Origin of the sequence: Pseudomonas sp. DE0157 (genome assembly GCF_007678615.1) — a bacterium.
Taxonomy (GTDB): Bacteria; Pseudomonadota; Gammaproteobacteria; order Pseudomonadales; family Pseudomonadaceae; genus Aquipseudomonas; species Aquipseudomonas parafulva_B.
The window spans coordinates 37,835-58,407 of the sequence record NZ_VEJN01000015.1 but is presented as its reverse complement, the minus strand read 5'-3'; the positions used below and the strand labels follow the sequence as shown (position 1 = coordinate 58,407).

The 20,573-nt window shown below is 61.0% G+C and carries 21 protein-coding genes; 9 read left to right on the top strand and 12 right to left on the bottom strand.

Annotated elements, in window-relative coordinates:
• Positions 1-21 precede the first annotated feature (21 nt).
• Positions 22-2,130 carry a molybdopterin-dependent oxidoreductase gene (locus FS777_RS17275; RefSeq protein WP_145256634.1) on the top strand — a complete coding sequence of 703 codons (2,109 nt, stop codon included), beginning with the start codon at positions 22-24 and terminating at the stop codon, positions 2,128-2,130.
• 91 nt (positions 2,131-2,221) lie between these two features.
• Positions 2,222-2,557, top strand: a complete 336-nt coding sequence (gene grxD, locus FS777_RS17270; RefSeq protein ID WP_023535214.1) for a Grx4 family monothiol glutaredoxin — start codon at positions 2,222-2,224, stop codon at positions 2,555-2,557.
• Positions 2,558-2,610: 53 nt separating this feature from the next.
• Here grxD and bfr read toward each other — a convergent pair whose 3' ends face one another.
• Together bfr and FS777_RS17260 are read right to left on the bottom strand one after the other, a co-directional pair.
• Positions 2,611-3,084, bottom strand: a complete 474-nt coding sequence (gene bfr / locus FS777_RS17265) for a bacterioferritin (protein WP_058605176.1) — start codon at positions 3,082-3,084, stop codon at positions 2,611-2,613.
• Positions 3,085-3,282: 198 nt separating this feature from the next.
• A complete protein-coding gene (locus FS777_RS17260; RefSeq protein ID WP_145256631.1) occupies positions 3,283-3,501 on the bottom strand; it encodes a bacterioferritin-associated ferredoxin in 219 nt (72 codons plus the stop codon).
• A gap of 219 nt (positions 3,502-3,720) precedes the next feature.
• Here FS777_RS17260 and FS777_RS17255 point away from each other — a divergent pair, with 219 nt between their 5' ends.
• Positions 3,721-4,323 (top strand): peroxiredoxin, encoded by a 603-nt coding sequence (locus FS777_RS17255; protein ID WP_023535284.1) that lies wholly within the window; start codon positions 3,721-3,723, stop codon positions 4,321-4,323.
• A gap of 86 nt (positions 4,324-4,409) precedes the next feature.
• Here FS777_RS17255 and rnt read toward each other — a convergent pair whose 3' ends face one another.
• Together rnt and pyrC are read right to left on the bottom strand one after the other, a co-directional pair.
• Positions 4,410-5,078: a ribonuclease T gene (rnt, locus tag FS777_RS17250; protein WP_027915348.1), complete on the bottom strand. Its 669-nt coding sequence runs from the start codon at positions 5,076-5,078 to the stop codon at positions 4,410-4,412.
• Positions 5,075-6,121 carry a dihydroorotase gene (gene pyrC, locus FS777_RS17245; RefSeq protein ID WP_058639703.1) on the bottom strand — a complete coding sequence of 349 codons (1,047 nt, stop codon included), beginning with the start codon at positions 6,119-6,121 and terminating at the stop codon, positions 5,075-5,077. Before pyrC ends, rnt begins: the two co-directional genes overlap by 4 nt.
• Before the next feature lie 129 nt (positions 6,122-6,250).
• Between pyrC and FS777_RS17240 the strand changes: the two genes are divergently transcribed.
• Positions 6,251-7,216: an OmpA family protein gene (locus FS777_RS17240; RefSeq protein ID WP_145256628.1), complete on the top strand. Its 966-nt coding sequence runs from the start codon at positions 6,251-6,253 to the stop codon at positions 7,214-7,216.
• 121 nt (positions 7,217-7,337) lie between these two features.
• Positions 7,338-8,555, top strand: coding sequence for an argininosuccinate synthase (locus FS777_RS17235; protein WP_058606061.1), 1,218 nt, complete (start codon positions 7,338-7,340; stop codon positions 8,553-8,555).
• Positions 8,556-8,605: 50 nt separating this feature from the next.
• Here the strand turns inward: FS777_RS17235 and FS777_RS17230 are convergent, their stop codons facing one another.
• Positions 8,606-9,064: a hypothetical protein gene (locus tag FS777_RS17230; protein WP_058637950.1), complete on the bottom strand. Its 459-nt coding sequence runs from the start codon at positions 9,062-9,064 to the stop codon at positions 8,606-8,608.
• 339 nt (positions 9,065-9,403) lie between these two features.
• Here FS777_RS17230 and FS777_RS17225 point away from each other — a divergent pair, with 339 nt between their 5' ends.
• A complete protein-coding gene (locus tag FS777_RS17225) occupies positions 9,404-10,027 on the top strand; it encodes a response regulator transcription factor (protein WP_058637951.1) in 624 nt (207 codons plus the stop codon).
• A gap of 96 nt (positions 10,028-10,123) precedes the next feature.
• Here the strand turns inward: FS777_RS17225 and FS777_RS21450 are convergent, their stop codons facing one another.
• From FS777_RS21450 to metG, 3 genes are all read right to left on the bottom strand, one after another.
• Positions 10,124-10,300, bottom strand: coding sequence for a PA3496 family putative envelope integrity protein (locus FS777_RS21450; protein WP_178091282.1), 177 nt, complete (start codon positions 10,298-10,300; stop codon positions 10,124-10,126).
• 102 nt (positions 10,301-10,402) lie between these two features.
• A complete protein-coding gene (nth, locus tag FS777_RS17220) occupies positions 10,403-11,041 on the bottom strand; it encodes an endonuclease III (protein WP_078479391.1) in 639 nt (212 codons plus the stop codon).
• 108 nt (positions 11,042-11,149) lie between these two features.
• Positions 11,150-13,192 (bottom strand): methionine--tRNA ligase, encoded by a 2,043-nt coding sequence (metG, locus tag FS777_RS17215; protein WP_145256624.1) that lies wholly within the window; start codon positions 13,190-13,192, stop codon positions 11,150-11,152.
• Between the two features lie 157 nt (positions 13,193-13,349).
• On the opposite strand from metG, the gene apbC reads away from it, so the two are divergent.
• Positions 13,350-14,444: an iron-sulfur cluster carrier protein ApbC gene (apbC, locus tag FS777_RS17210; protein WP_058637953.1), complete on the top strand. Its 1,095-nt coding sequence runs from the start codon at positions 13,350-13,352 to the stop codon at positions 14,442-14,444.
• A gap of 217 nt (positions 14,445-14,661) precedes the next feature.
• Here the strand turns inward: apbC and FS777_RS17205 are convergent, their stop codons facing one another.
• Positions 14,662-14,871, bottom strand: coding sequence for a cold-shock protein (locus FS777_RS17205; protein ID WP_016488765.1), 210 nt, complete (start codon positions 14,869-14,871; stop codon positions 14,662-14,664).
• Positions 14,872-15,219: 348 nt separating this feature from the next.
• Here FS777_RS17205 and dcd point away from each other — a divergent pair, with 348 nt between their 5' ends.
• Complete coding sequence (gene dcd, locus FS777_RS17200) at positions 15,220-15,786, top strand: dCTP deaminase (protein WP_023535255.1); 567 nt, start codon at positions 15,220-15,222, stop codon at positions 15,784-15,786.
• Positions 15,787-15,881: 95 nt separating this feature from the next.
• Positions 15,882-16,106: a hypothetical protein gene (locus FS777_RS17195; protein ID WP_058606055.1), complete on the top strand. Its 225-nt coding sequence runs from the start codon at positions 15,882-15,884 to the stop codon at positions 16,104-16,106.
• A gap of 6 nt (positions 16,107-16,112) precedes the next feature.
• Here FS777_RS17195 and pdeM read toward each other — a convergent pair whose 3' ends face one another.
• The 3 genes from pdeM to FS777_RS17180 form a co-directional block, all read right to left on the bottom strand.
• The gene (gene pdeM, locus FS777_RS17190; RefSeq protein ID WP_145256621.1) at positions 16,113-16,766 is read right to left on the bottom strand and encodes a ligase-associated DNA damage response endonuclease PdeM; all 654 of its coding nucleotides are present in this window, start codon (positions 16,764-16,766) and stop codon (positions 16,113-16,115) included.
• Positions 16,767-16,839: 73 nt separating this feature from the next.
• Positions 16,840-19,284: a ligase-associated DNA damage response DEXH box helicase gene (locus FS777_RS17185; protein ID WP_145256618.1), complete on the bottom strand. Its 2,445-nt coding sequence runs from the start codon at positions 19,282-19,284 to the stop codon at positions 16,840-16,842.
• Between the two features lie 65 nt (positions 19,285-19,349).
• On the bottom strand, positions 19,350-20,465 hold the full coding sequence (locus FS777_RS17180) for a succinylglutamate desuccinylase/aspartoacylase family protein (RefSeq protein WP_145256615.1): 1,116 nt from the start codon (positions 20,463-20,465) through the stop codon (positions 19,350-19,352).
• Between the last annotated feature and the right edge of the window lie 108 nt (positions 20,466-20,573).

Here is a 20,573-nt window from a genome sequence, read left to right as displayed (position 1 = left end):
AAGACAATGAGGCATGCGGCCATGACCCGTACCCTGCACCACCGTGCTTGCCACCTGTGTGAAGCCATTTGTGGTTTGAACATCGTGCTGAGCCACTCGCCTGGCGAACCTGCCCGGATCGAGTCCATCAAAGGCGATCCTCAGGACCCCTTCAGCCGCGGCCATGTCTGCCCCAAGGCGGTGGCACTGCAGGATATCCAGAATGATCCTGACCGGCTGCGCCAACCCCACCGGCGCGTGGGCGACCAGTGGCAGGCGATTGGCTGGGAGGAGGCATTTGAGCTGGCCGCCGAGCGCCTTTGGCGCGTGCAGCAGGCCCACGGCAATAATGCGGTTGCCGTGTATCAAGGCAACCCGAGTGTGCACAACTATGGGTTGATGACCCATGGCAACTACTTTTTAGGGCTGTTGAAGACCCGCAATCGCTATTCCGCCACATCTGTGGACCAACTGCCCCAGCACCTGGTCAGCCACCTGATGTATGGCCATGGGCTGCTCCTGCCGATTCCGGACATCGACCACACCGATTTCATGCTGGTACTGGGCGGCAACCCCGTGGCCTCGAATGGCAGCATCATGACGGTCCCGGATGTGGAGAAACGCCTCAAGGCCTTGCAGGCCAGGGGCGGACGTCTGGTGGTGATCGATCCGCGGCGCACTGAAACTGCGGTCATCGCAGACAACCATTTATTCATTCGGCCGGGCGGCGACGCGGCCTTGTTGTGCGGGCTGCTCAATACCCTGTTCGAGGAGGGCCTGACACGCGGCTCGCATCTGCCGATTACCGGGCTGGCCGATGTCCGCGCCGCCCTGGCTCCCATGACGGCCGAGGACATGAGCGGCCTGTGCGGCATCTCGGCGCAGGCCATTCGCCAGTTGGCGCGTGATTTCGCCGCCGCCGACAAGGCGGTGTGTTACGGGCGTATGGGGGTATCGACCCAAGTGTTCGGCACGCTCTGTCACTGGCTGGTGCAACTGATCAACCTGGTCACCGGTAACCTTGATCGCAAGGGCGGGGCACTGTGTACCGAACCTGCGGTGGACGTGGTGGCGAGCACTTCGGGTGGCCACTTCAACGCCTGGCAGAGTCGGGTCTCGGGCCTGCCAGAGTACGCCGGAGAACTGCCGGTGGCGGCGCTTGCCGAGGAGATGCTGACCCCGGGTGAGGGGCAGGTCCGCGCCCTGGTCACGGTCGCGGGCAATCCCGTACTGTCGACGCCCAACGGGCGGCAATTGGACAGGGCACTGTCGGCGCTCGACTTCATGCTCAGTATCGACCTGTACATTAACGAAACCACGCGCCATGCCGATCTGATCCTGCCATCGACTTCAGCCTTGGAAAACGATCACTACGACACCACCTTCAACCTGCTGGCGGTCCGCAATGTGAGCCGGTTCAACCGAGCGATTCTGCCCAGGCCCGAGGGCGCCCTGCACGACTGGGAAATCTTCGTCGGCCTGGCCAAGGCGTATGCGCGCCGTGCCGGACGTGAGCTGCCGCCGACCGTAGCGCCAGCGCAGATGATCGACAAAGCCTTGCGCGGTGGGCGTTATGGACACGCGACGCCCTGGCAGCTGTCACTCGAAACACTCGATGCACACCCACATGGATTGGACCTGGGCCCCTTGCAGGCCAACCTTGCCCATCGCCTGGGCACGGCGAGCAAAACCGTCGAGGCAGCGCCGCGTGTGCTGCTCGATGACCTGCAGCGCCTGGCCCGGCAGGCGCCGCCAGAAACCGGGCAACTGCTGCTCATAGGGCGGCGTCACGTACGCAGCAACAACTCCTGGATGCACAACTATCACAGGCTGGTCAAAGGGAAACCGCGCCATCACTTGTTGATGCACCCCGATGACCTGCGCCAGCGCCAACTGCAGGATGGCCAGCAGGTCAGGGTCAGCTCGCGAGCAGGGGCGGTGCAGGTGCAGGTACAGGCGTGCGAAAGCATGATGCCAGGGGTGGTAAGCCTGCCCCATGGCTTCGGGCATGGTCGTCACGGTGTGCGCCTTCAGACCGCCCAGGCACAGCCCGGCGTCAGCGCCAACGATCTCACTGACGAGCTGCTGCGCGACTCGGTCTGCGGCAATGCTGCGCTCAATGGCGTTCCAGTGCACGTGGAAGCCGCTTGAGCTTTGGCAAGGCCGAGCATGCAGCTCGGCTTTCCGTTACAATGCGTCACCGTGCCGACGCCCGTGTCGGAAAGTCAAGCCGAGGTGCTACATGGATATCATCGAAACGATCAAAGAGCAGATTGCCAACAACACCATTCTGCTTTACATGAAGGGCTCGCCGAATGCGCCGCAGTGCGGCTTTTCGGCCCGTGCCTCCCAGGCAGTGATGGGTTGCGGCGAGAAGTTCGCCTACGTCGACATCCTGCAGAACCCGGAAATTCGCGCCAACCTGCCCAAATATGCCAACTGGCCAACCTTCCCCCAGCTGTGGGTCGGTGGTGAGCTGGTCGGCGGTAGCGACATCGTGCTGGAAATGTTCGAAAAGGGTGAGCTGCAGACCCTGATCAAGGATGCCGCCGCCAAGGCGAAGGCTGCCGAAGCGTAAAAATGCGCTTATAAAAAAACCCGCCATTGGCGGGTTTTTTTGTGTTGGGCGTCTTATTCTTCGCCCATCTGCGACTGCAGGTAATTTTCGATACCGATCTTGTCGATCAAGCCCAGCTGGGTTTCCAACCAGTCGATATGCTCTTCTTCGGACTCCAGGATATCTTCCAGGACGTCACGCGAACCAAAGTCACCTGCTGTTTCGCAGTGGGCAATGGCCGCCTTCAGGTCGATCAGGCCTTTCTGCTCGATGCGCAGGTCGCATTCGAGCATCTCCTTGGTGTGCTCGCCGATCAGCAGCTTGCCCAGGTCCTGAACATTGGGAATACCTTCGAGAAACAGAATACGCTTGATCAGTTTGTCAGCGTGCTTCATTTCGTCGATCGATTCTTTGTACTCGTGCTTGCCGAGTTTGTTCAGGCCCCAATCTTCGTACATGCGCGCATGCAGGAAATACTGGTTGATTGCGACCAGCTCGTTTCCGAGGATCTTGTTGAGATGCTGGATGACGCTGATGTCGCCTTTCATTGGGGTTCCTGCCCTGTCGAAGTGTGCCAATACAGGGAAGTTTGAGCCTGATGACCAAGCCTGTCAAACCTAAGTAATTGAATAATAAATGAAAATTAATAGGAATAAGAATGTTTGTGAACCGCGTTGGTACGCTAACTTGTTGAATTAAGGCGAAAAAAAACCGGACACAGGGTCCGGTTTTCGTCATTCCGTATATCAGGCAGCGGTAAATTCCACTGGGTAGGGCAGGGCGGCCTGGCTGACCTGAAGATTGGTCAGTGTTTCGCGCACCACTTCCTTGGCCAGGCAGGCGCACTTGCCACACTGGCTGGCGACACCGGTGGCGGCTCGGACTTCCTTGTAGCTGCAGCATCCTTCATAGATCGCATCGCGGATCTGTCCGTCGGTGACGCCGACACAAAGACACACATACATAGGGCTGACCATCGCTGGCGGGTTCGATGGGTAGGAGCTTAATGTGAATGAGAATGCTTGTCAAAGTGGTTTCAGAAGGCATTCGCCCCGAGTGACCAACGGTCGCGCGCTCAGCATTCGGCCTGCCACCGTAACCTGTGTATGATGGTCAACCTTTGTTGCATGTCGGGTCGGCGACTCGGCCTGGCAATGGTTCTTCACTCACATCAGGAGATAACAATGAGCGTACTCGTTGGCAAGAAAGCCCCCGATTTCACCGTACCTGCCGTACTGGGCAGCGGCGAGATCGTCGACAGCTTCAACCTGGCCTCGGCCATCAAGGGCAAGTACGGCCTGGTGTTCTTCTACCCGCTGGACTTCACCTTCGTCTGCCCGTCCGAGCTGATTGCTCTGGACAATCGCATTCCTGACTTCCAGGCGCGCAACGTGGAAGTGATCGGCGTATCGATCGATTCGCACTTCACCCACAACGCATGGCGCAACACCCCCGTCAACAACGGCGGCATCGGCCCGGTCAAGTACACCCTGGCTGCCGACATGACCCACGAAATCTGCAAGGCCTACGACGTAGAGTCCGAAGGCGGCGTGGCCTTCCGTGGCGCCTTCCTGATCGACACCAACGGTGTCGTGCGCTCGCAGATCATCAACGACCTGCCGCTGGGCCGTAACATGGACGAGCTGCTGCGCCTGGTCGACGCCCTGCAGTTCCACGAAGAGCACGGCGAAGTCTGCCCTGCCAACTGGAAAAAAGGCGACAAGGGCATGAACGCATCGCCAGAAGGCGTTGCTGCCTACCTGAGCGAGAACGCCGGCAAGCTGTAAGCCCGCGTCGAGCAAAAAAAACCGGCCTTCATGGCCGGTTTTTTTTGCCAGCCGCACGGGCTGGCTTTAGCGCTGAAACGCGCGGATCAATCCTGTCGCCAGCCGCCCATGTCTTTCCAGCGGTTGACGATACCGCAGAACAGCTCAGCCGTTTTTTCGGTGTCGTAGCGTGCCGAGTGCGCCTCGCGACCATCGAAATCGATGTCAGCGCTCTGGCAGGCGCGAGCCAGCACGGTCTGCCCATAGGCGAGCCCTGCCAGGGTGGCCGTGTCGAAGCTCGAGAACGGGTGGAACGGGTTACGCTTGAGGTCGTTGCGCGCTACCGCCGCGTTAAGGAAACCCAGGTCGAAACTGCTGTTGTGGCCCACCAGGATGGCGCGCTTGCAACCATTGGCCTTGAGCGCCTTGCGGATGCCTCGGAAGATATCCGTCAGGGCCGTTTCCTCGCTCACCGCCATGCGCAGCGGGTGGTCGAGTTTGATGCCGGTGAACTCCAGCGCCGCGGCCTCGATGTTGGCGCCTTCGAAGGGCTCTACCCGGTGAAAATAGGTATGTTCGGGGAACAGAAAACCCTTTTCGTCCATGCCAATGGTGACGGCAGCAATTTCCAGCAAGGCGTCGGTGGCGCTATTGAAACCACCCGTCTCCACATCCACCACCACGGGCAGGTAACCCCGAAAGCGTTCGGCCATCGGGTGACGGTGACCACCGCTGCCAGAGGATTCAAGTTCATCTTCGTACAGGTCTTCGCTCACGCGTGTTCCTCCAGCAGGCGCCAGCGCAGTGTTTCCCCGGCGCGAAGCGGAATCACGGTTTGCTCACCGAAGGGCAGGCTTTCTGGGGCCGTCCATTGATCACGAACCAGGGTGATGGTGTCGGTGTTGGCTGGCAAGCCGTAGAAAGCAGGACCGTGCAGGCTGGCAAAGCCTTCGAGCTTGTCCAGAGCGTTGCGCTGTTCGAACGCCTCTGCATAGAGCTCGATGGCCGCATAGGCGGTGTAGCAGCCAGCGCATCCACACGCCGCTTCCTTGGCGTGGCGGGCGTGGGGAGCCGAGTCGGTGCCGAGGAAGAACTTCGGGTTGCCGCTGGTGGCGGCGTCGAGCAACGCCACCTGATGCGTGTTGCGCTTGAGGATGGGCAGGCAATAGAAATGCGGCCGTATGCCGCCCACCAGCATATGGTTGCGGTTGTACAGCAAGTGCTGCGCGGTGATGGTGGCGCCAACGTTGGCCGAAGCCTCGGTCACGAACTGGGCCGCATCGCTGGTGGTAATGTGCTCGAAGACCACCTTGAGCGAGGGGAAGCGCTCGACCAGGCGGCGCATATGCTCGTCGATGAAGCGCTTTTCACGGTCGAACACGTCGATCTCGCTGCGCGTGACTTCGCCGTGCACCAGCAATGGCATGCCGACTTCAGCCAGCGCCTCGATAGCCGGGAAAATATTGTCGATGCTGGTCACGCCAGAATCGGAATTGGTGGTGGCGCCTGCCGGGTAGAGCTTGGCGGCGTGCACGATACCGCTAGCCTTGGCATCTCGGATGTCTTGTGGGGTGGTGCGGTCGGTGAGATACAGTACCATCAACGGCTCAAACCGACTGCCAGCCGGGCGAGCAGCCAGAATACGGTCACGATAGGCCCCGGCTTCGGCGGCATTGCGCACCGGCGGCACCAGGTTGGGCATGATGATGGCACGGGCGAAGGTGCGCGCCACATCACTAACGGTGTGAGGCAGGACGGCACCATCACGCAGATGGATGTGCCAGTCGTCGGGGCGCAGAAGGGTCAGGCGATCGGACATTGAGGATTCCAGGCGGGTCGAACTCAAGCCGTAATGCTACCGGAAAAGCCCCTCCAGAGCACAGGTATCAAGTTTTCCCGCGGCCGCCCGATAGTGTAAAGGTGAGTGTCGAATTATGTGGAGCCCGCCGTGCGCCAGCGTTACCTAGCCCTGTTTATCGTGTTTGCCAGCGTGCCGGCCGGTGCCTTGACGTTTCAGACACGCATGGAGCGCATTGCCTGGACGGTGGAGGGTGACGCGTTCGAATGCCGGCTGACCCAGCCGATAGATGGTTTCGGAAGCGGTGAGTTCGTACGCCGTGCCGGTGAGCAACCGGTGTTCCGCCTGCGCTCACAAACCAATGCGATGGGTGCCGGCGGTGCCGCCTTGCTGGCTGCTGCAGCGCCCTGGCAACCTGGGCGCGGGGACATCAACCTGGGCAATGTGCGCATGGCACGTACCGGCGTGCTGTTCAACTCCTCCCAAGGCCAGGCCAGCCGCTTGATCAACGGCCTGCTCGATGGCCGCAGCGCCGTGGTGCGCAACTTCGCCGGGGAGGGCGGGCGGGCAATGGAAGTGCGCGTGCTGCCGGTCAGTTTCGCCAAGGCCTACAGTGACTACCAGGCCTGCGCCAGCAAGCTGTTGCCGATGAACTACGACCAGGTGCGTCAGACCCAGGTGGGCTTCCCCGGTGGCGGCATCGTGCTGGATCAGGCGGCCAAGACCCGCCTCGATGTGCTGCTCGAATACATGAAGGCCGACCCCAGCGTCAATCAGGTGGCCTTGGACGGGCATTCCGACAACAGCGGCAATCGGTTGACCAACCGCGACCTGTCCCGCCGGCGAGCACTAGCGGTCGCCGATTACCTCATGGCCCACGGCGTGCCTGAAAGCCAGATAACCGTGCGTTTCCACGGCGAGCGTTATCCGCTGGTCAAGAACAACAGCGCCGGCAATCGCGCCCGTAACCGGCGGGTCAACATCGAACTTGAGCGAGGCCCTGCCCAGGCGCAGCCCACGCAAAAGGCGGTCGAGGCCCCCGCTGCCTCCGCTGCCCCGGCGCAGGCTGCAAGTGCCACCAAGTCGGTCCCGGACAAACCCGCCACTGCAAAGTAGCGGCCGTCGCGCCATCGACAATTCTTGTCGCTTTGTCGTCAGAAGCTGTCGCGCCTCTATAAATTGAGCCTCAACGCCGTTAGAATCGGGCCTTTTCCGTACAACCCCGTGGAGTGATGGCATGGCGGACGTAAAAAAGGTCGTACTGGCGTATTCCGGCGGCCTTGATACTTCGGTGATTCTCAAGTGGCTGCAAGATACCTACAACTGCGAAGTGGTGACGTTCACCGCCGACCTGGGGCAGGGTGAAGAGGTCGAGCCGGCGCGTGCCAAGGCTCAGGCAATGGGCGTCAAAGAAATCTACATCGACGATTTGCGCGAAGAATTCGTGCGCGATTTCGTATTCCCGATGTTCCGCGCCAACACCGTGTATGAGGGCGAGTACCTGCTGGGTACTTCCATTGCCCGTCCGCTGATCGCCAAGCGTCTGATCGAAATCGCCAACGAAACCGGTGCCGACGCCATCTCCCACGGCGCTACCGGCAAAGGCAACGACCAGGTTCGTTTCGAACTGGGCGCCTATGCCCTCAAGCCCGGCGTCAAGGTCATCGCGCCATGGCGTGAATGGGACCTGCTCTCGCGCGAGAAACTGATGGACTACGCCGAAAAGCACGGTATCCCGATCGAGCGTCATGGCAAGAAGAAGTCGCCGTACTCGATGGACGCCAACCTGCTGCACATCTCCTATGAAGGCGGCGTCCTGGAAGATACCTGGACCGAGCATGAAGAAGACATGTGGCGTTGGAGCGTTTCGCCCGAAAACGCCCCAGACCAGGCAACCTACCTTGAGCTGACCTACCGCAACGGCGACATCGTCGCAATTGACGGCGTAGAGAAGAGCCCGGCCACCGTGCTGGCCGATCTGAACCGTATCGGCGGCGCCAACGGCATCGGTCGACTGGACATCGTCGAAAACCGCTACGTGGGCATGAAGTCGCGTGGCTGCTACGAGACCCCTGGCGGCACCATTATGCTCAAGGCGCACCGCGCCATCGAATCGATCACCCTGGACCGCGAAGTCGCTCACCTCAAAGACGAGCTGATGCCCAAGTACGCCAGCCTGATCTACACCGGTTACTGGTGGAGCCCGGAGCGGGTCATGCTCCAGCAGATGATCGACGCGTCCCAGGTCAATGTGAACGGTGTCGTACGCCTGAAGCTCTACAAGGGCAACGTTACCGTGGTCGGCCGCAAATCCGACGATTCGTTGTTCGATGCCAACATCGCCACCTTCGAAGAAGACGGCGGTGCCTACAACCAGGAAGACGCGGCGGGCTTCATCAAGCTCAATGCGCTGCGTATGCGTATCGCTGCGAACAAGGGCCGCTCGTTGCTCTGATTCAGCACGCCGTTCTGCAAAAACCCGGCCTAGTGCCGGGTTTTTTGCCTTTACTCGAGGGGGCTGACTGAAAGCCGGACACATTGCCCTCTTGGCACATTGCAGAACTGCCAGGTGCGAGCCGGCTCAGGCGCTTGGGCGAGCGCTTGCAATACCTCCTTTTCCATCAACTGATTTGCCTCTGGCCCGCTGAACATGAAGGTCACCGGCTCGCCGTGCACGATTGCGCTTGCGGTTGGCAGGGTCGTGGACGTGATCTTCCGTGCGCTCTGCGCACTGTCCACTGATTCGATACGCGATCCAGCAGGCGTATAGAAAGACTTGTAATTGAAGTTCAGCGTCAAGAAGAACAGGGCGGTCAGGAAGAAGGGAAACCCAACCAGAAACCATGTATACAGCGTCTGGCTGGCTTCGCTGAGAAAGGGCAAGGTAGCCAGGGCGGAGGCTTCGATTATGCCCGCAAAGATAGCGACGATTGTCAGCGGAGCAACGGGTTGTGCTTGATTCATGGAGCCTTCTCCTGCGCTTTCGTACATCTATAACCTAGGTCCTTGCTCAGCTAAACCCTGCACTGTTTCCCATGCCGGGCCTGCGCCTGCCAAGCGCTTCAAGCGTCACGACCACGGTGTCAGTGTTTGATGTAAAAGTTGTCGGGAGTTGCCCTCTAAGGGAGTTCTTATCCGCTTTTATTAATTAGCTTGTAACAACTCTTCATCTTGTGTGTAGGAAACTTCCGTAAGTTTAGTAAGCCGTGTCTGTACGTCCGTTTCTAGGCGAAAACGCCGCGCCATGAGTTCTTCTCTCGGTTATCGTGGCCTGCCAATGCAACAGCAATGAATGGATATCGCATGAACAAAGTGCTTATCGTGGATGATCACCCTGTGATACGTCTGGCCGTACGCATGCTGATGGAGCGGCATGGGTACGATGTCGTCGCTGAAACGGACAACGGAGTGGCCGCGCTGCAACTGACACGGCAACATCTTCCCGATATCGTCGTGCTGGACATCGGCATACCCAAGCTCGACGGCCTCGAAGTCATAGCCCGCATGGCCAGTTCAAGCCCATGCAGCAAAGTACTGGTACTGACCTCCCAGGCACCCGGCAACTTCTCGATGCGGTGCATGCAGGCAGGGGCGGCAGGGTACGTGTGCAAGCAACAGGAACTGACCGAACTGCTCAGCGCGATCAAGGCGGTGTTGTCGGGCTATAGCTACTTCCCCAACCAGGCGCTGCACGCCTCGCGAGGGCGCAGCGGCGGCAGTGAAGCGGAAATGGTCAACCGCCTTTCGGCAAGGGAGATGACAGTGCTTCAGCAATTGGCGCGGGGCCGGTCGAATAAGGAAATCGCCGACAGCATGTACCTGAGCAACAAGACGGTCAGTACTTACAAATCTCGGTTGCTGCTCAAACTCAACGCGCGGTCATTGGTGGACTTGATCGAACTGGCACAGCGACACGGGTTGAACTGACGGTATGCAGAGCCTCCTGCAGGAGGGCTCTGCACCGAATTCGAGGCCTGAACGGAGAGGGAGCGGGTCTTTCGGAGGCCCGCCAGCCAGCACCTCCTAGAGATCGTAATCGAAATCGGCCAGTTGCCTTTGCAGTCGACGTTCTTCCAGCAGATTGTCGATGGTGCGACGCTTGCTCAGATTGGTTTTCGCCGGTTCTACTTGCGGCTCGACTTCTTCTTCAGCGGTCACAAAATCATCTTCAATCGTGAGGTCGTCTTTATCAGTGCTCATGAGTCGCTCCACGGCAAGGGCCAATGGCCGACCTTATAACCATAAAGTGGGCGCTGGTAAAAAAGATTTTTTCAATCGAAGCGCAATCTTTCTACTATTGCCTCAATCATAACTGGTCTTGTGCTTGAATTCACACAGGTCCTCGATTCGGCAGCTGCCGCACCTGGGCTTGCGGGCCTGACATACATAGCGTCCGTGCAGGATCAACCAATGGTGTGCGTCGAGCAAGTAATCCTTGGGGACGAACTTGAGCAGCTTTTTTTCCACCTCCAGCACCGTCTTGCCCGGAGCAATGCCCGTGCGGTTGCTGACGCGGAAGATATGGGTATCCACTGCCATCGCCGGTTGGCGAAATGCCGTATTGAGCACTACGTTGGCTGTCTTGCGGCCAACGCCCGGCAAGGCTTCGAGGGCCTCGCGCGTGTCCGGCACCTGCCCGTCATGCCGCTCAATGAGTAGGCGACAGGCCTCGATGACGTTCTTGGCCTTGCTGTTGTAGAGCCCAATGGTCTTGATGTACTGGCTCAGTCCGTCGACTCCGAGCGCGTAGATAGCCTCAGGGGTGTTGGCAACTGGAAAAAGCCGCGCTGTGGCCTTGTTCACACCTACATCGGTGGATTGCGCGGAAAGGGTCACGGCTACCAACAGCTCGAAGGGTGTGGTGTAAGCCAGCTCGGTTTTGGGTGTCGGGTTGTCTTCGTGCAGTCGACGGAAGATTTCTCGACGTTTGACGGCATTCATGAATTCGTAGCGTTCCTGGAGAACGTGAGCAAGGCAGGCAAGGCGCAGCAGCCCGTGGCTGCGCGCCATCGTCGCAAGGCGGGGCCTGATGCAGGTCCCGCTTGTGGGTCACTTGATGCGCTGACCGGGCTTGGCGCCGCTGTCGGGGCTGAGCAGGTAGATTTCTTCACCGCCAGGGCCGGCGGCCATCACCATTCCCTCGGAAACCCCAAAGCGCATTTTACGTGGCTTGAGGTTGGCGACCATCATGGTCAGCCGGCCTTCGAGCTGAGCGGGGTCAGGGTAGGCTGACTTGATGCCGGAGAAGACGTTGCGGCGCTCATCACCGATGTCCAGGGTCAACTGCAGCAGCTTGTCAGCACCCGGTACGGCCTCGGCCTTGACGATCAGTGCCACGCGCAGGTCGACAGCGGCAAAGGTGTCGAAGTCGACTTCCGCCGACAGCGGGTCCTTGTGCAGCTCGCCATTACCCACAGGTGCCTTGGGCTCCTCGGCGGCCAACAGGTCCTCCTTGCTGGCCGCGATCATGTCTTGCACCTTGGCAGGTTCAATGCGGCTGAGCAGGGCCTTGAACGGGTTGAGTGAGTGATTTTCCAGGCGCGAACGGTGATCGTCCCAGGTCAAGGGGGCCACATTCAGGAAGGCCTCGGCATCGGCCGCAAGCACTGGCAGCACAGGCTTGAGGAAGATCACCAACTGACGGAACAGGTTGATGCCCTGGGCGCAGATGGCTTGCACCTCGTCTTGCCTGCCTTCCTGCTTGGCCAGCGACCAAGGCGCTTTTTCGGCAATCCAGGCATTGGCGCGGTCGGCCAGTGCCATGATCTCACGCATGGCGCGTGCGAAGTCTCGGCCCTCGTAGGCCTCGGCAATGGACGGTGCAGCTGCCAGGAAGGCTTCGGTCAGCTCTGGAGCTGCATCACCGGCCACCATCACGCCGTCGTTGCCTTTATGGATGAACCCGGCACACCGGCTGGCGATGTTGACCACCTTGCCCACCAGGTCGGAGTTAACCTTCTGCACAAAGTCCTCAAGATTCAGGTCCAGGTCATCGACCCCGCGACCGAGTTTGGCGGCATAGTAGTAACGCAGGTATTCGGGTTGCAAATGGTCGAGGTAGGTACGGGCCTTGATAAACGTGCCCCGCGACTTGGACATCTTCGCACCGTTGACGGTGAGGTAGCCGTGCACGTTGACCGCGGTCGGCTTGCGCAAGCCAGCGCCTTCGAGCATGGCGGGCCAGAACAGGGCGTGGAAATTGACGATGTCCTTGCCGATGAAGTGGTAAAGCTCAGCGCTGGAGCCCTGGTTCCAGAAGGCATCGAAGTTCAGGTCCGGGCGACGCGCGCACAGGTTCTTGAAGCTCGCCATGTAGCCGATCGGCGCGTCCAGCCAGACGTAGAAGAACTTGCCAGGCTCGCCAGGGATCTCGAAACCGAAATAAGGCGCGTCCCGGGAGATGTCCCACTCCTGCAGACCGGCATCCAGCCATTCGGCGAGCTTGTTGGCCACGGCGTCCTGCAACGTGCCGCTGCGCGTCCACTGCTGGAGCATGGCCTGGAAGTCGGGCAGCTTGAAGAAGAAGTGCTGGGAGTCGCGCAGCACCGGTGTAGCCCCTGAAATAGCAGACTTGGGGTCTTTCAATTCGGTCGGTGCATAGGTCGCGCCGCATTTTTCGCAGTTGTCGCCATACTGGTCTTCGGCCGCGCACTTCGGGCACGTGCCCTTGATGAAGCGGTCTGCCAGGAACATGCCCTTTTCAGGGTCGAAGTATTGGGTCACCGAGCGAGTGGAGATATGCCCCGCCTCGCGCAGCCGGGTATAGATCATGCCCGACAGCTCGCGGTTTTCTTCGCTGTGGGTGGAGTGGAAATTATCGAAGTCCACCAGGAAATCGGCAAAGTCGGCGCTGTGCTCGGCCTGTACGTTGGCGATCAGTTGCTCTGGCGTGATGCCTTCCTTTTCGGCTCGCAGCATGATGGCCGAGCCGTGCGCATCATCGGCACAGACATAGATGCACTGATTGCCGCGCAGCTTTTGAAAGCGGACCCACATGTCTGTCTGGATGTACTCGAGCATATGGCCAAGATGGATGGATCCATTGGCATAGGGCAGGGCGCTGGTGACGAGAATCTGACGTGGCTCGGACATGGTGGCTCGGCTACTTATCTGGCGACGGGTGAAAATGAGGATGATCGGCCACTATAAAGGGCTGACGAATATATTTCACCCCGCGCACGCATCTGCTGACGATTGACGGGTTAGGATAGGCGCTTGTTTTACATTCAGTTTGCCAATGGGAGTGTCCATGAGTGCCCTCAATCGCGCCGCCATCGAAGGCGTGCTTCGCCAGTACACCGACCCCTATCTCGACCAGGATCCGGTCACTGCCGGTTGCGTGAGTGCCATCGAAATCCAGGATGGGTGTGTCAGCGTACAGATGCAGCTCGGCTATGCCGCAGGCCTGTTCAAGCAGGGCTGGGCGCAGGTGCTGGAAACGGCGATCGGTAACCTTGAGGGTGTGACCCGCGCACAGGTGAGCATCGAGTGCGTGATCGCGGCCCACAAGGGCCAGGCCCAAGTGCCCGGCATGGCCAACGTCAAGAACGTCATCGCCGTGGCATCGGGCAAGGGCGGCGTGGGCAAATCCACCACCGCCGCCAACCTGGCGCTTGCACTGGCCCGTGAGGGTGCGCGCGTAGGCATCCTCGATGCGGATATCTACGGCCCCAGCCAAGGCGTGATGTTCGGCATCGCCGAAGGTACGCGGCCGCAGATTCGTGATCAGAAATGGTTCGTGCCTATCCAGGCCCATGGGGTCGAAGTGATGTCGATGGCATTCCTGACCGATGACAATACCCCCATGGTGTGGCGCGGCCCCATGGTCTCGGGGGCGCTGCTGCAGTTGGTAACCCAGACAGCCTGGAATGATCTCGATTACCTGGTCATCGACATGCCGCCTGGCACCGGCGACATCCAGCTGACGCTGGCGCAAAAAGTGCCGGTGGCAGGTTCGGTCATCGTGACCACGCCCCAGGACCTGGCGCTGCTCGATGCCAGAAAAGGCGTGGAAATGTTCCGCAAGGTCAACATTCCGGTGTTGGGCGTGGTCGAGAACATGGCCGTACACATCTGTTCGAACTGCGGCCACGCTGAGCACCTGTTCGGCGAGGGTGGCGGTGAGAAACTCGCCAGCCAGTACGGCGTCGATCTGCTGGCGTCGTTGCCGCTTTCGATGTTGATCCGCGAGCAGGCCGACAACGGCAAGCCTACGGCCATCGCCGAGCCTGAGAGCCAGATCGCCATGGTGTACCAGGAGCTGGCGCGCAAGGTGGGGGCGCGTATCGTACTGCGTGAGGCGGCAGCGCCAGCGATGCCGAGCATCACCATCAGCGAAGACTAGTCGGCTGTAGTACCGCAGCCTTTCAGATCAAGACCAGAGGGCGGCTCGGTGAGCCGCTCGTGCTGACAGGTCGTGCTCAGAGGAGGCCAGGCGCGTATCTGTTCAACGGGCGATCCTTGACCATGGTCAGCGCGCCCTGGCGCCTGCTGACTGAGTAGCAGGCATAAAAAAACCCGCCGAAGCGGGTTTTTTTTGAAAGCTAGAAAGCTAGATCGACTTAGGCGATCTGAACTTCTTCAGCCTGCATGCCTTTCTGGCCGCGGGTAGCGACGAAAGTAACAGCCTGGCCTTCTTTCAGGGTTTTGAAGCCGTCAGCTTGGATGGCTTTGAAGTGCACGAACAGGTCGTCGCCCGACTGAGGGGTGATGAAGCCGTAGCCTTTCTCATCGTTGAACCACTTGACGGTACCGCTTTGACGATTGGACATTTTTCTGTCTCCTTGGACAATTTGATTTCGGTCAGGAAAAACCCTGCCCGGGACTGAGCGCAAAGAGAGCAGAAAATTCAGCGATGGGCCGATCAGGATCGTGCATCAAACTAGAGATTCTCGGTGTCACGTGCAGCACAGTGGCAACACCTTACCCCACTTTGCCCAAGCTGCCAATGGCCAGACGCCGCTTTCCCCGAAAAGAGATCGACGGCGGCTGCAAGCCACGCCTCGCGGGCACTGTAGCCGCGGCGGGCGGCAAACGCTGGATGGAACTTTGAAGACCGCGCCGGGACCGGTAAGATGCGCGTCTATCTTTACCTTGCAGACTCTTCAGGACATCCCGCCATGAGCATCAAATCGGACAAGTGGATTCGCCGCATGGCGCAGGAACACGGCATGATCGAGCCGTTCGTGGAGCGCCAGGTGCGTGGCGAACAGGATAACCGGGTCATCTCTTTCGGCGTTTCCAGCTACGGCTACGACGTGCGCTGCGCCGACGAATTCAAGGTCTTCACCAATATCAACTCGGCCACCGTCGACCCGAAGAACTTCGATGCCGGCAGCTTCGTCGACATCAAGAGCGACGTGTGCATCATCCCGCCCAACTCCTTTGCACTGGCGCGCACCGTGGAGTACTTCCGCATCCCGCGCGACGTGCTGACCATCTGCCTGGGCAAGAGCACCTATGCGCGTTGCGGCATCATCGTCAACGTGACCCCGCTCGAGCCCGAATGGGAAGGCCACGTGACGCTGGAGTTCTCCAACACCACCACGTTGCCGGCCAAGATCTACGCCAACGAAGGGGTGGCGCAGATGCTGTTCCTGCAATCGGACGAGCCTTGTGAAGTGTCCTACCGGGACCGCGGCGGCAAGTACCAGGGCCAACGTGGCGTCACCCTGCCACGCACCTGACCGACAGGCGTCGGGAATTTCATCGGCTTTTGACGCTCCAAGGGGTAACCCTGCCGATTTGCATAAAGCGGGTCGGCTGTTGTCAGGAGGTGCCAATGAAACTCCACCCAACGATCAGTGCGAAGTTGGCTGGCTTGCAGCCCAATCACATCGGGCTGCTGTCCTGGTCGCTGTTGGCTGACCCATTGCCGCTGCATGCCGGCGGTGTGCCAGGGCAGCCTGACCCGGACACGCCGCAGCCTGGCCAGCCGGGTGATACGCCTATGGAGCCTGGCGAGCCCACCCTTCCCGATGAGCCGCCTCCGGCGCCTGTGGCCTGATTCATTTCATAGCGGCCACACCCGGCCGGCACCGGCCAGATAGACCTGGCTGGTGCCGGCGGGCTCGATCTCCCAACCGCCTGTGAATTCTCCGAAAGCTGGCAGCAGGCTGACTTTTTCGTCGATCAGAAAGCACGGTAGGCGCAGCCGCTGGCGAGCCCTGCCGCGCAGCACGAAGACCGGGTGGACGTGCCCTGAAAGCACCGCGAGTGCCGGATGCGCCTTGGGTTCGTGTTGCAGGGCGAACGGCCCCACTACATAAGGTTCGTCTACCACGTCGATCCCCAGCTCAACAGGTGGATCGCCTGCGTTGCGGTCATGGTTGCCGCGTATCAGCACGATGCTCAACTCCGGATGACGCTCCCGCCAGGCTTGCACCCGGGCCAGCGTAGCCGGCGCCCGCGCAGTCCGGGCATGCAGGAAATCACCGAGCACGATCAGTTGCTCGCAGTCATGCTCGGCCAGCAGTGTGTCGAGCCGGGCCAACGTGGCTTCGGTAGTGCCTCTGGGAACGGGTTGGTGCAAGGCCCTGTAGCTCGCCGCCTTGCCGATGTGCACATCGGCCAGCAGCAACGCCTTGCGGGCTGGCCAATACACGGCTTTGTCCGGCAGCAGCCAGAGTTTCTGCCCGGCCAGTTCGATGGCGCAATGTGTCGTCATGTGCGGATCGCCAGGCCGTCGATGGCCAGCGATATGACCGCTACCCCATGAATGCGTCTGATCGTTATCTGGTTCAACCTGCAATGCTCTCCAATTCCGCTACCATCCGCGCGATGCGGTCTGCCAGTTTTTCCGTGCTGAGGGTTTCACGCAGCCCTTCGACCAGTAGCGCGAACGCCAGCGGCCCGGTGCGCTCCATCACACGCAAGTCCAGCCTGAGGTCGGTCAGTTTCAGCAACTGGGCCCGAAGCCGATCGATTTCCAACTCTTCGCTAAGTACCTCATCACGTGCCTGGCCCAGCAGCAGGTTGCCTGCGTCGTGCTTGCGGAATACCTCGTAGAACAACCCGCTCGAGGCCTGGATCTGGCGCATGCTCTTTTGCGCCGCAGGATAGCCACCAAACACCAGCCCAGCGATCTGGGCGATTTCCCGGAACCGGCGCAGCGCCATTTCCCCGGCATTGAGGCTGGCAAGCACATCCTCCAGAAGATTTTCGGTACTCAACGCCTGGGGCAGGTAGCTGGCCCAATCCACCGGCCCAGGGCTTAGCAGCTCGAAGCCGTAGTCGTTGACGGCGATGGAAACCGACAGCGGTTGCTCACGGCTGACACGCCAGGCGATCAGGTTGGCCAACCCCATGTTGGCCATGCGCCCGGCAAACGGGTACACGAACAGGTGCCAGCCCTGCCTGGATTTGAATGTCTCTGCCAGCAGCGTCCCTGTCGTCGGCAGCGCCGACCACTGGGCTTGTACCGTGAGCAACGGCTTTACTGCGCGCATTTCAGGGCTGTCGAAGCGACCGTGCGCTGCGGCGTCAAGTTGCTGGACCACAGCATCTGCCAGTTCGCTGGAAAGTGGCATGCGCCCGCCGTTCCAGCGGGCCACCGCCGCCTTGCGCGCGTTGCTGCGGCGCACATAGGCGGTCATGTTTTCCACGCGAACCAGCTCCAGCACGCGGCCGGCGAAGACGAATGTGTCCCCGGGCCTCAAGCGTGAGATGAACGCTTCTTCCACGCTGCCCAGGTTCTTGCCGCCACCGCCTTTGCTCCAGTACTTCAGGTGCAGCGAGGCGTCACTGACGATGGTGCCGATGCCCATGCGATGGCGGCGCGCCAGGCGCTCACTGGCGACCCGGTATAAGCCGTCTGGGTGCATTTCAACACGTTGATAATCGGGGTAGGCGCTGAGCGAGCTGCCGCCATGGCAAACGAAGTCCAGTGCCCATTGCCACTGGCTGTCACGCAGGTCGGCGAAGGCCCAGGTGCTGCGCACTTCAGCGAGCAGTTGCTGCGGCTCGAACCCGCTGCCCAGGGCCATGCTGACCAGGTGCTGGACCAGTACATCCATGCACAGGCGCGGTGACCGGCGGCCCTCCAGGTGGCCGGCCGCCAGGGCCTGGCGCATGGCGGCGGCTTCCACCAGCTCCAGGCTGTGGGTGGGCACCAGGGTGATACGCGAGCGCCGTCCAGGCGCATGCCCGGAGCGGCCTGCGCGCTGCATCAACCGGGCGATTCCTTTGGCCGAACCGATCTGCAGGACGCGCTCGACCGGCAGAAAGTCCACGCCCAGGTCCAGGCTCGATGTACAGACGACGGCTTTGAGCGTGCCCTCCTTGAGGCTGCGTTCGACCCAGTCGCGGGTGTCACGTGCCAGGCTGGCGTGATGTAGCGCGATCAGGCCCGCCCAGTCGGGGCGCTCTTCGAGCAGGGCCTGGTACCAGAGCTCGGCCTGCGCCCGGGTGTTGGTGAACACCAGGCAACTGCTGCTGGCGTCGATTTCCCGGCTCACCTGCTTCAACATCTTCAGGCCGATGTGCCCTGCCCATGGGAAGCGCTCGATGTGCTCAGGCACCAGGGTATCGACCTGCAGCACCTTGTCCTGGCGCCCGCGGACCAGCTGACCACCTTGGGGCAGCAACACGTCCAGGGCATGCTGCAGGTTGCCGAGGGTGGCCGACAGCCCCCAGGTCGGCAGGCCAGGGTGCCAACGCCGAAGGCGGGCCAACGCCAGTTGCAGCTGAACCCCCCGCTTGTTGCCGAGCAGTTCGTGCCACTCATCCACCACAACCATGCGCAGCGTCGCGAAGTCATTGCTGGCCTGTGCCCTGGTCAGTAGCAGGGTCAGGCTTTCAGGTGTGGTGACCAGCACGCTGGGCATGCGACGGGCCTGGCGTGCGCGCTCGGCGCTGCCGGTATCGCCGCTGCGCACGCCAACGCTCCAGGGCAAGCCCATCTCGTCGATGGGCGCCTGCAGCGCTCGTGCCGTATCGGCGGCCAGGGCGCGCATGGGGGTGATCCAGATGACCTGGAGCGGCGCCGCGTGGCGCCCCTGGGCCTGGGCCTTGAACGCTCGCAGTGCCGCCAGCCAGACCGCATACGTCTTGCCAGCGCCAGTGTTGGCATAGAGCAGGCCCGACTCCCCGCGCTCGACGGCGGCCCATACCTTGCGCTGGAAAGCGAACGGCTTCCAGCCGCGTTGGGCGAACCAGGCATTGGCAAGATCGGTGGCGGTGGGCATCAAGCGGGCAGTCCCTCGAAGGCTGTGCTTCTAGAGACCACCGCTGCAAGGCATTGGTTTACTTGTCAGTTGGCCAACAGATTGCCGCTGCGGCACACCTGCTCGCCGGCAACATGGGCGATCACCATGCCTGCCGTGGCCATGCGCCGCACGCTGCGCGCATACAGCAGGCCAGGCTGGCTGTTGCGCAAGGGCATGACGCGATCACTGAGCGGGTCGATGACCTCGGCAATCAGTTGCCCTGCCTCCAGGTACTGACCTGGCTTGGCGTGGTAAACCAGCAACCCGCCCGCAGCGGCCGTGATCGGCTCCACGGCAGCCAGTGGCGTGGCTGGCCAGCGCAAGGGCGGCAGGGCAGGGGCATGGCCCTGTATCACGCCGGCATGGGTCAGGAAGTCGAGAATGGCCTGGCAGTCCTGGCGCGCCAAGTCGTGGCTCACATCCGCCTGGCCGCGCAATTCGAGGGTGACTGAACACGTGCCCGCCGGGATGGGGAAGCGTTTGCCAAAGCGCTGTTGCAGTTGCCACCACAGCAGGCTGAAGCACTCGTCGAAAGACTGCCCGCCCGAATCGGTCGCCAACAGACTGGCCTGGGCACCCAGGTAACGGGCCAAGGGCTCGAACTGCGGCCAGGCGTCCGGGGTGGTATAGAGATGTTCGACAGCGTCGAAGTCGCAGTGCAGGTCCAGGACCAGGTCGGCATCGCAAGCCAGGCGCTGCAGGATCAGGCGCTGCGCTTGCAGTGGAGTACGCGCCGGATGAGCATCCAGGCCGCGGCGCAGGTATTCGCGGATCAGGGCCTGATTGTGGAGCGGGTCTTGGGTCAGGTGGGCCTCGACCTGATCACCGATGCTGTCTGACAGGTCGACGAAATTGCGGTTGAAGTTCTCGCCACTTTGCAACTCGAACCGGCCCAGCGGGGCGTCGAGCAGCACCTGCTCAAGGCCTACCGGGTTGGCAACCGGCACCAGGATGACCTCGCACTGCAGGCGGCCTTGCTGGTCCAGTTCCAGCAAGTGGCGCTTGAGGTGCCAGGCCACTAGCATGCCGGGCAATTCGTCAGCATGCAGCGAGGCCTGGATGTACACCTTGCGGCCACCGCGTGGCCCGAAGTGGAAGCTGTGCAGTTGGCGGGTTACCCCCGGAACAGGGGAGAGGATGTCGTGGGTCGAGTGGTGCATGATGGTCCTGAATACGGGGCTGGAACGGTCTGGAGCACGGGCTGAGCCTTCAGATGAAAGCACAATTTCGCTGCCAGCGCCTCACGCCAGCCCCTCACAGCTGCCTGT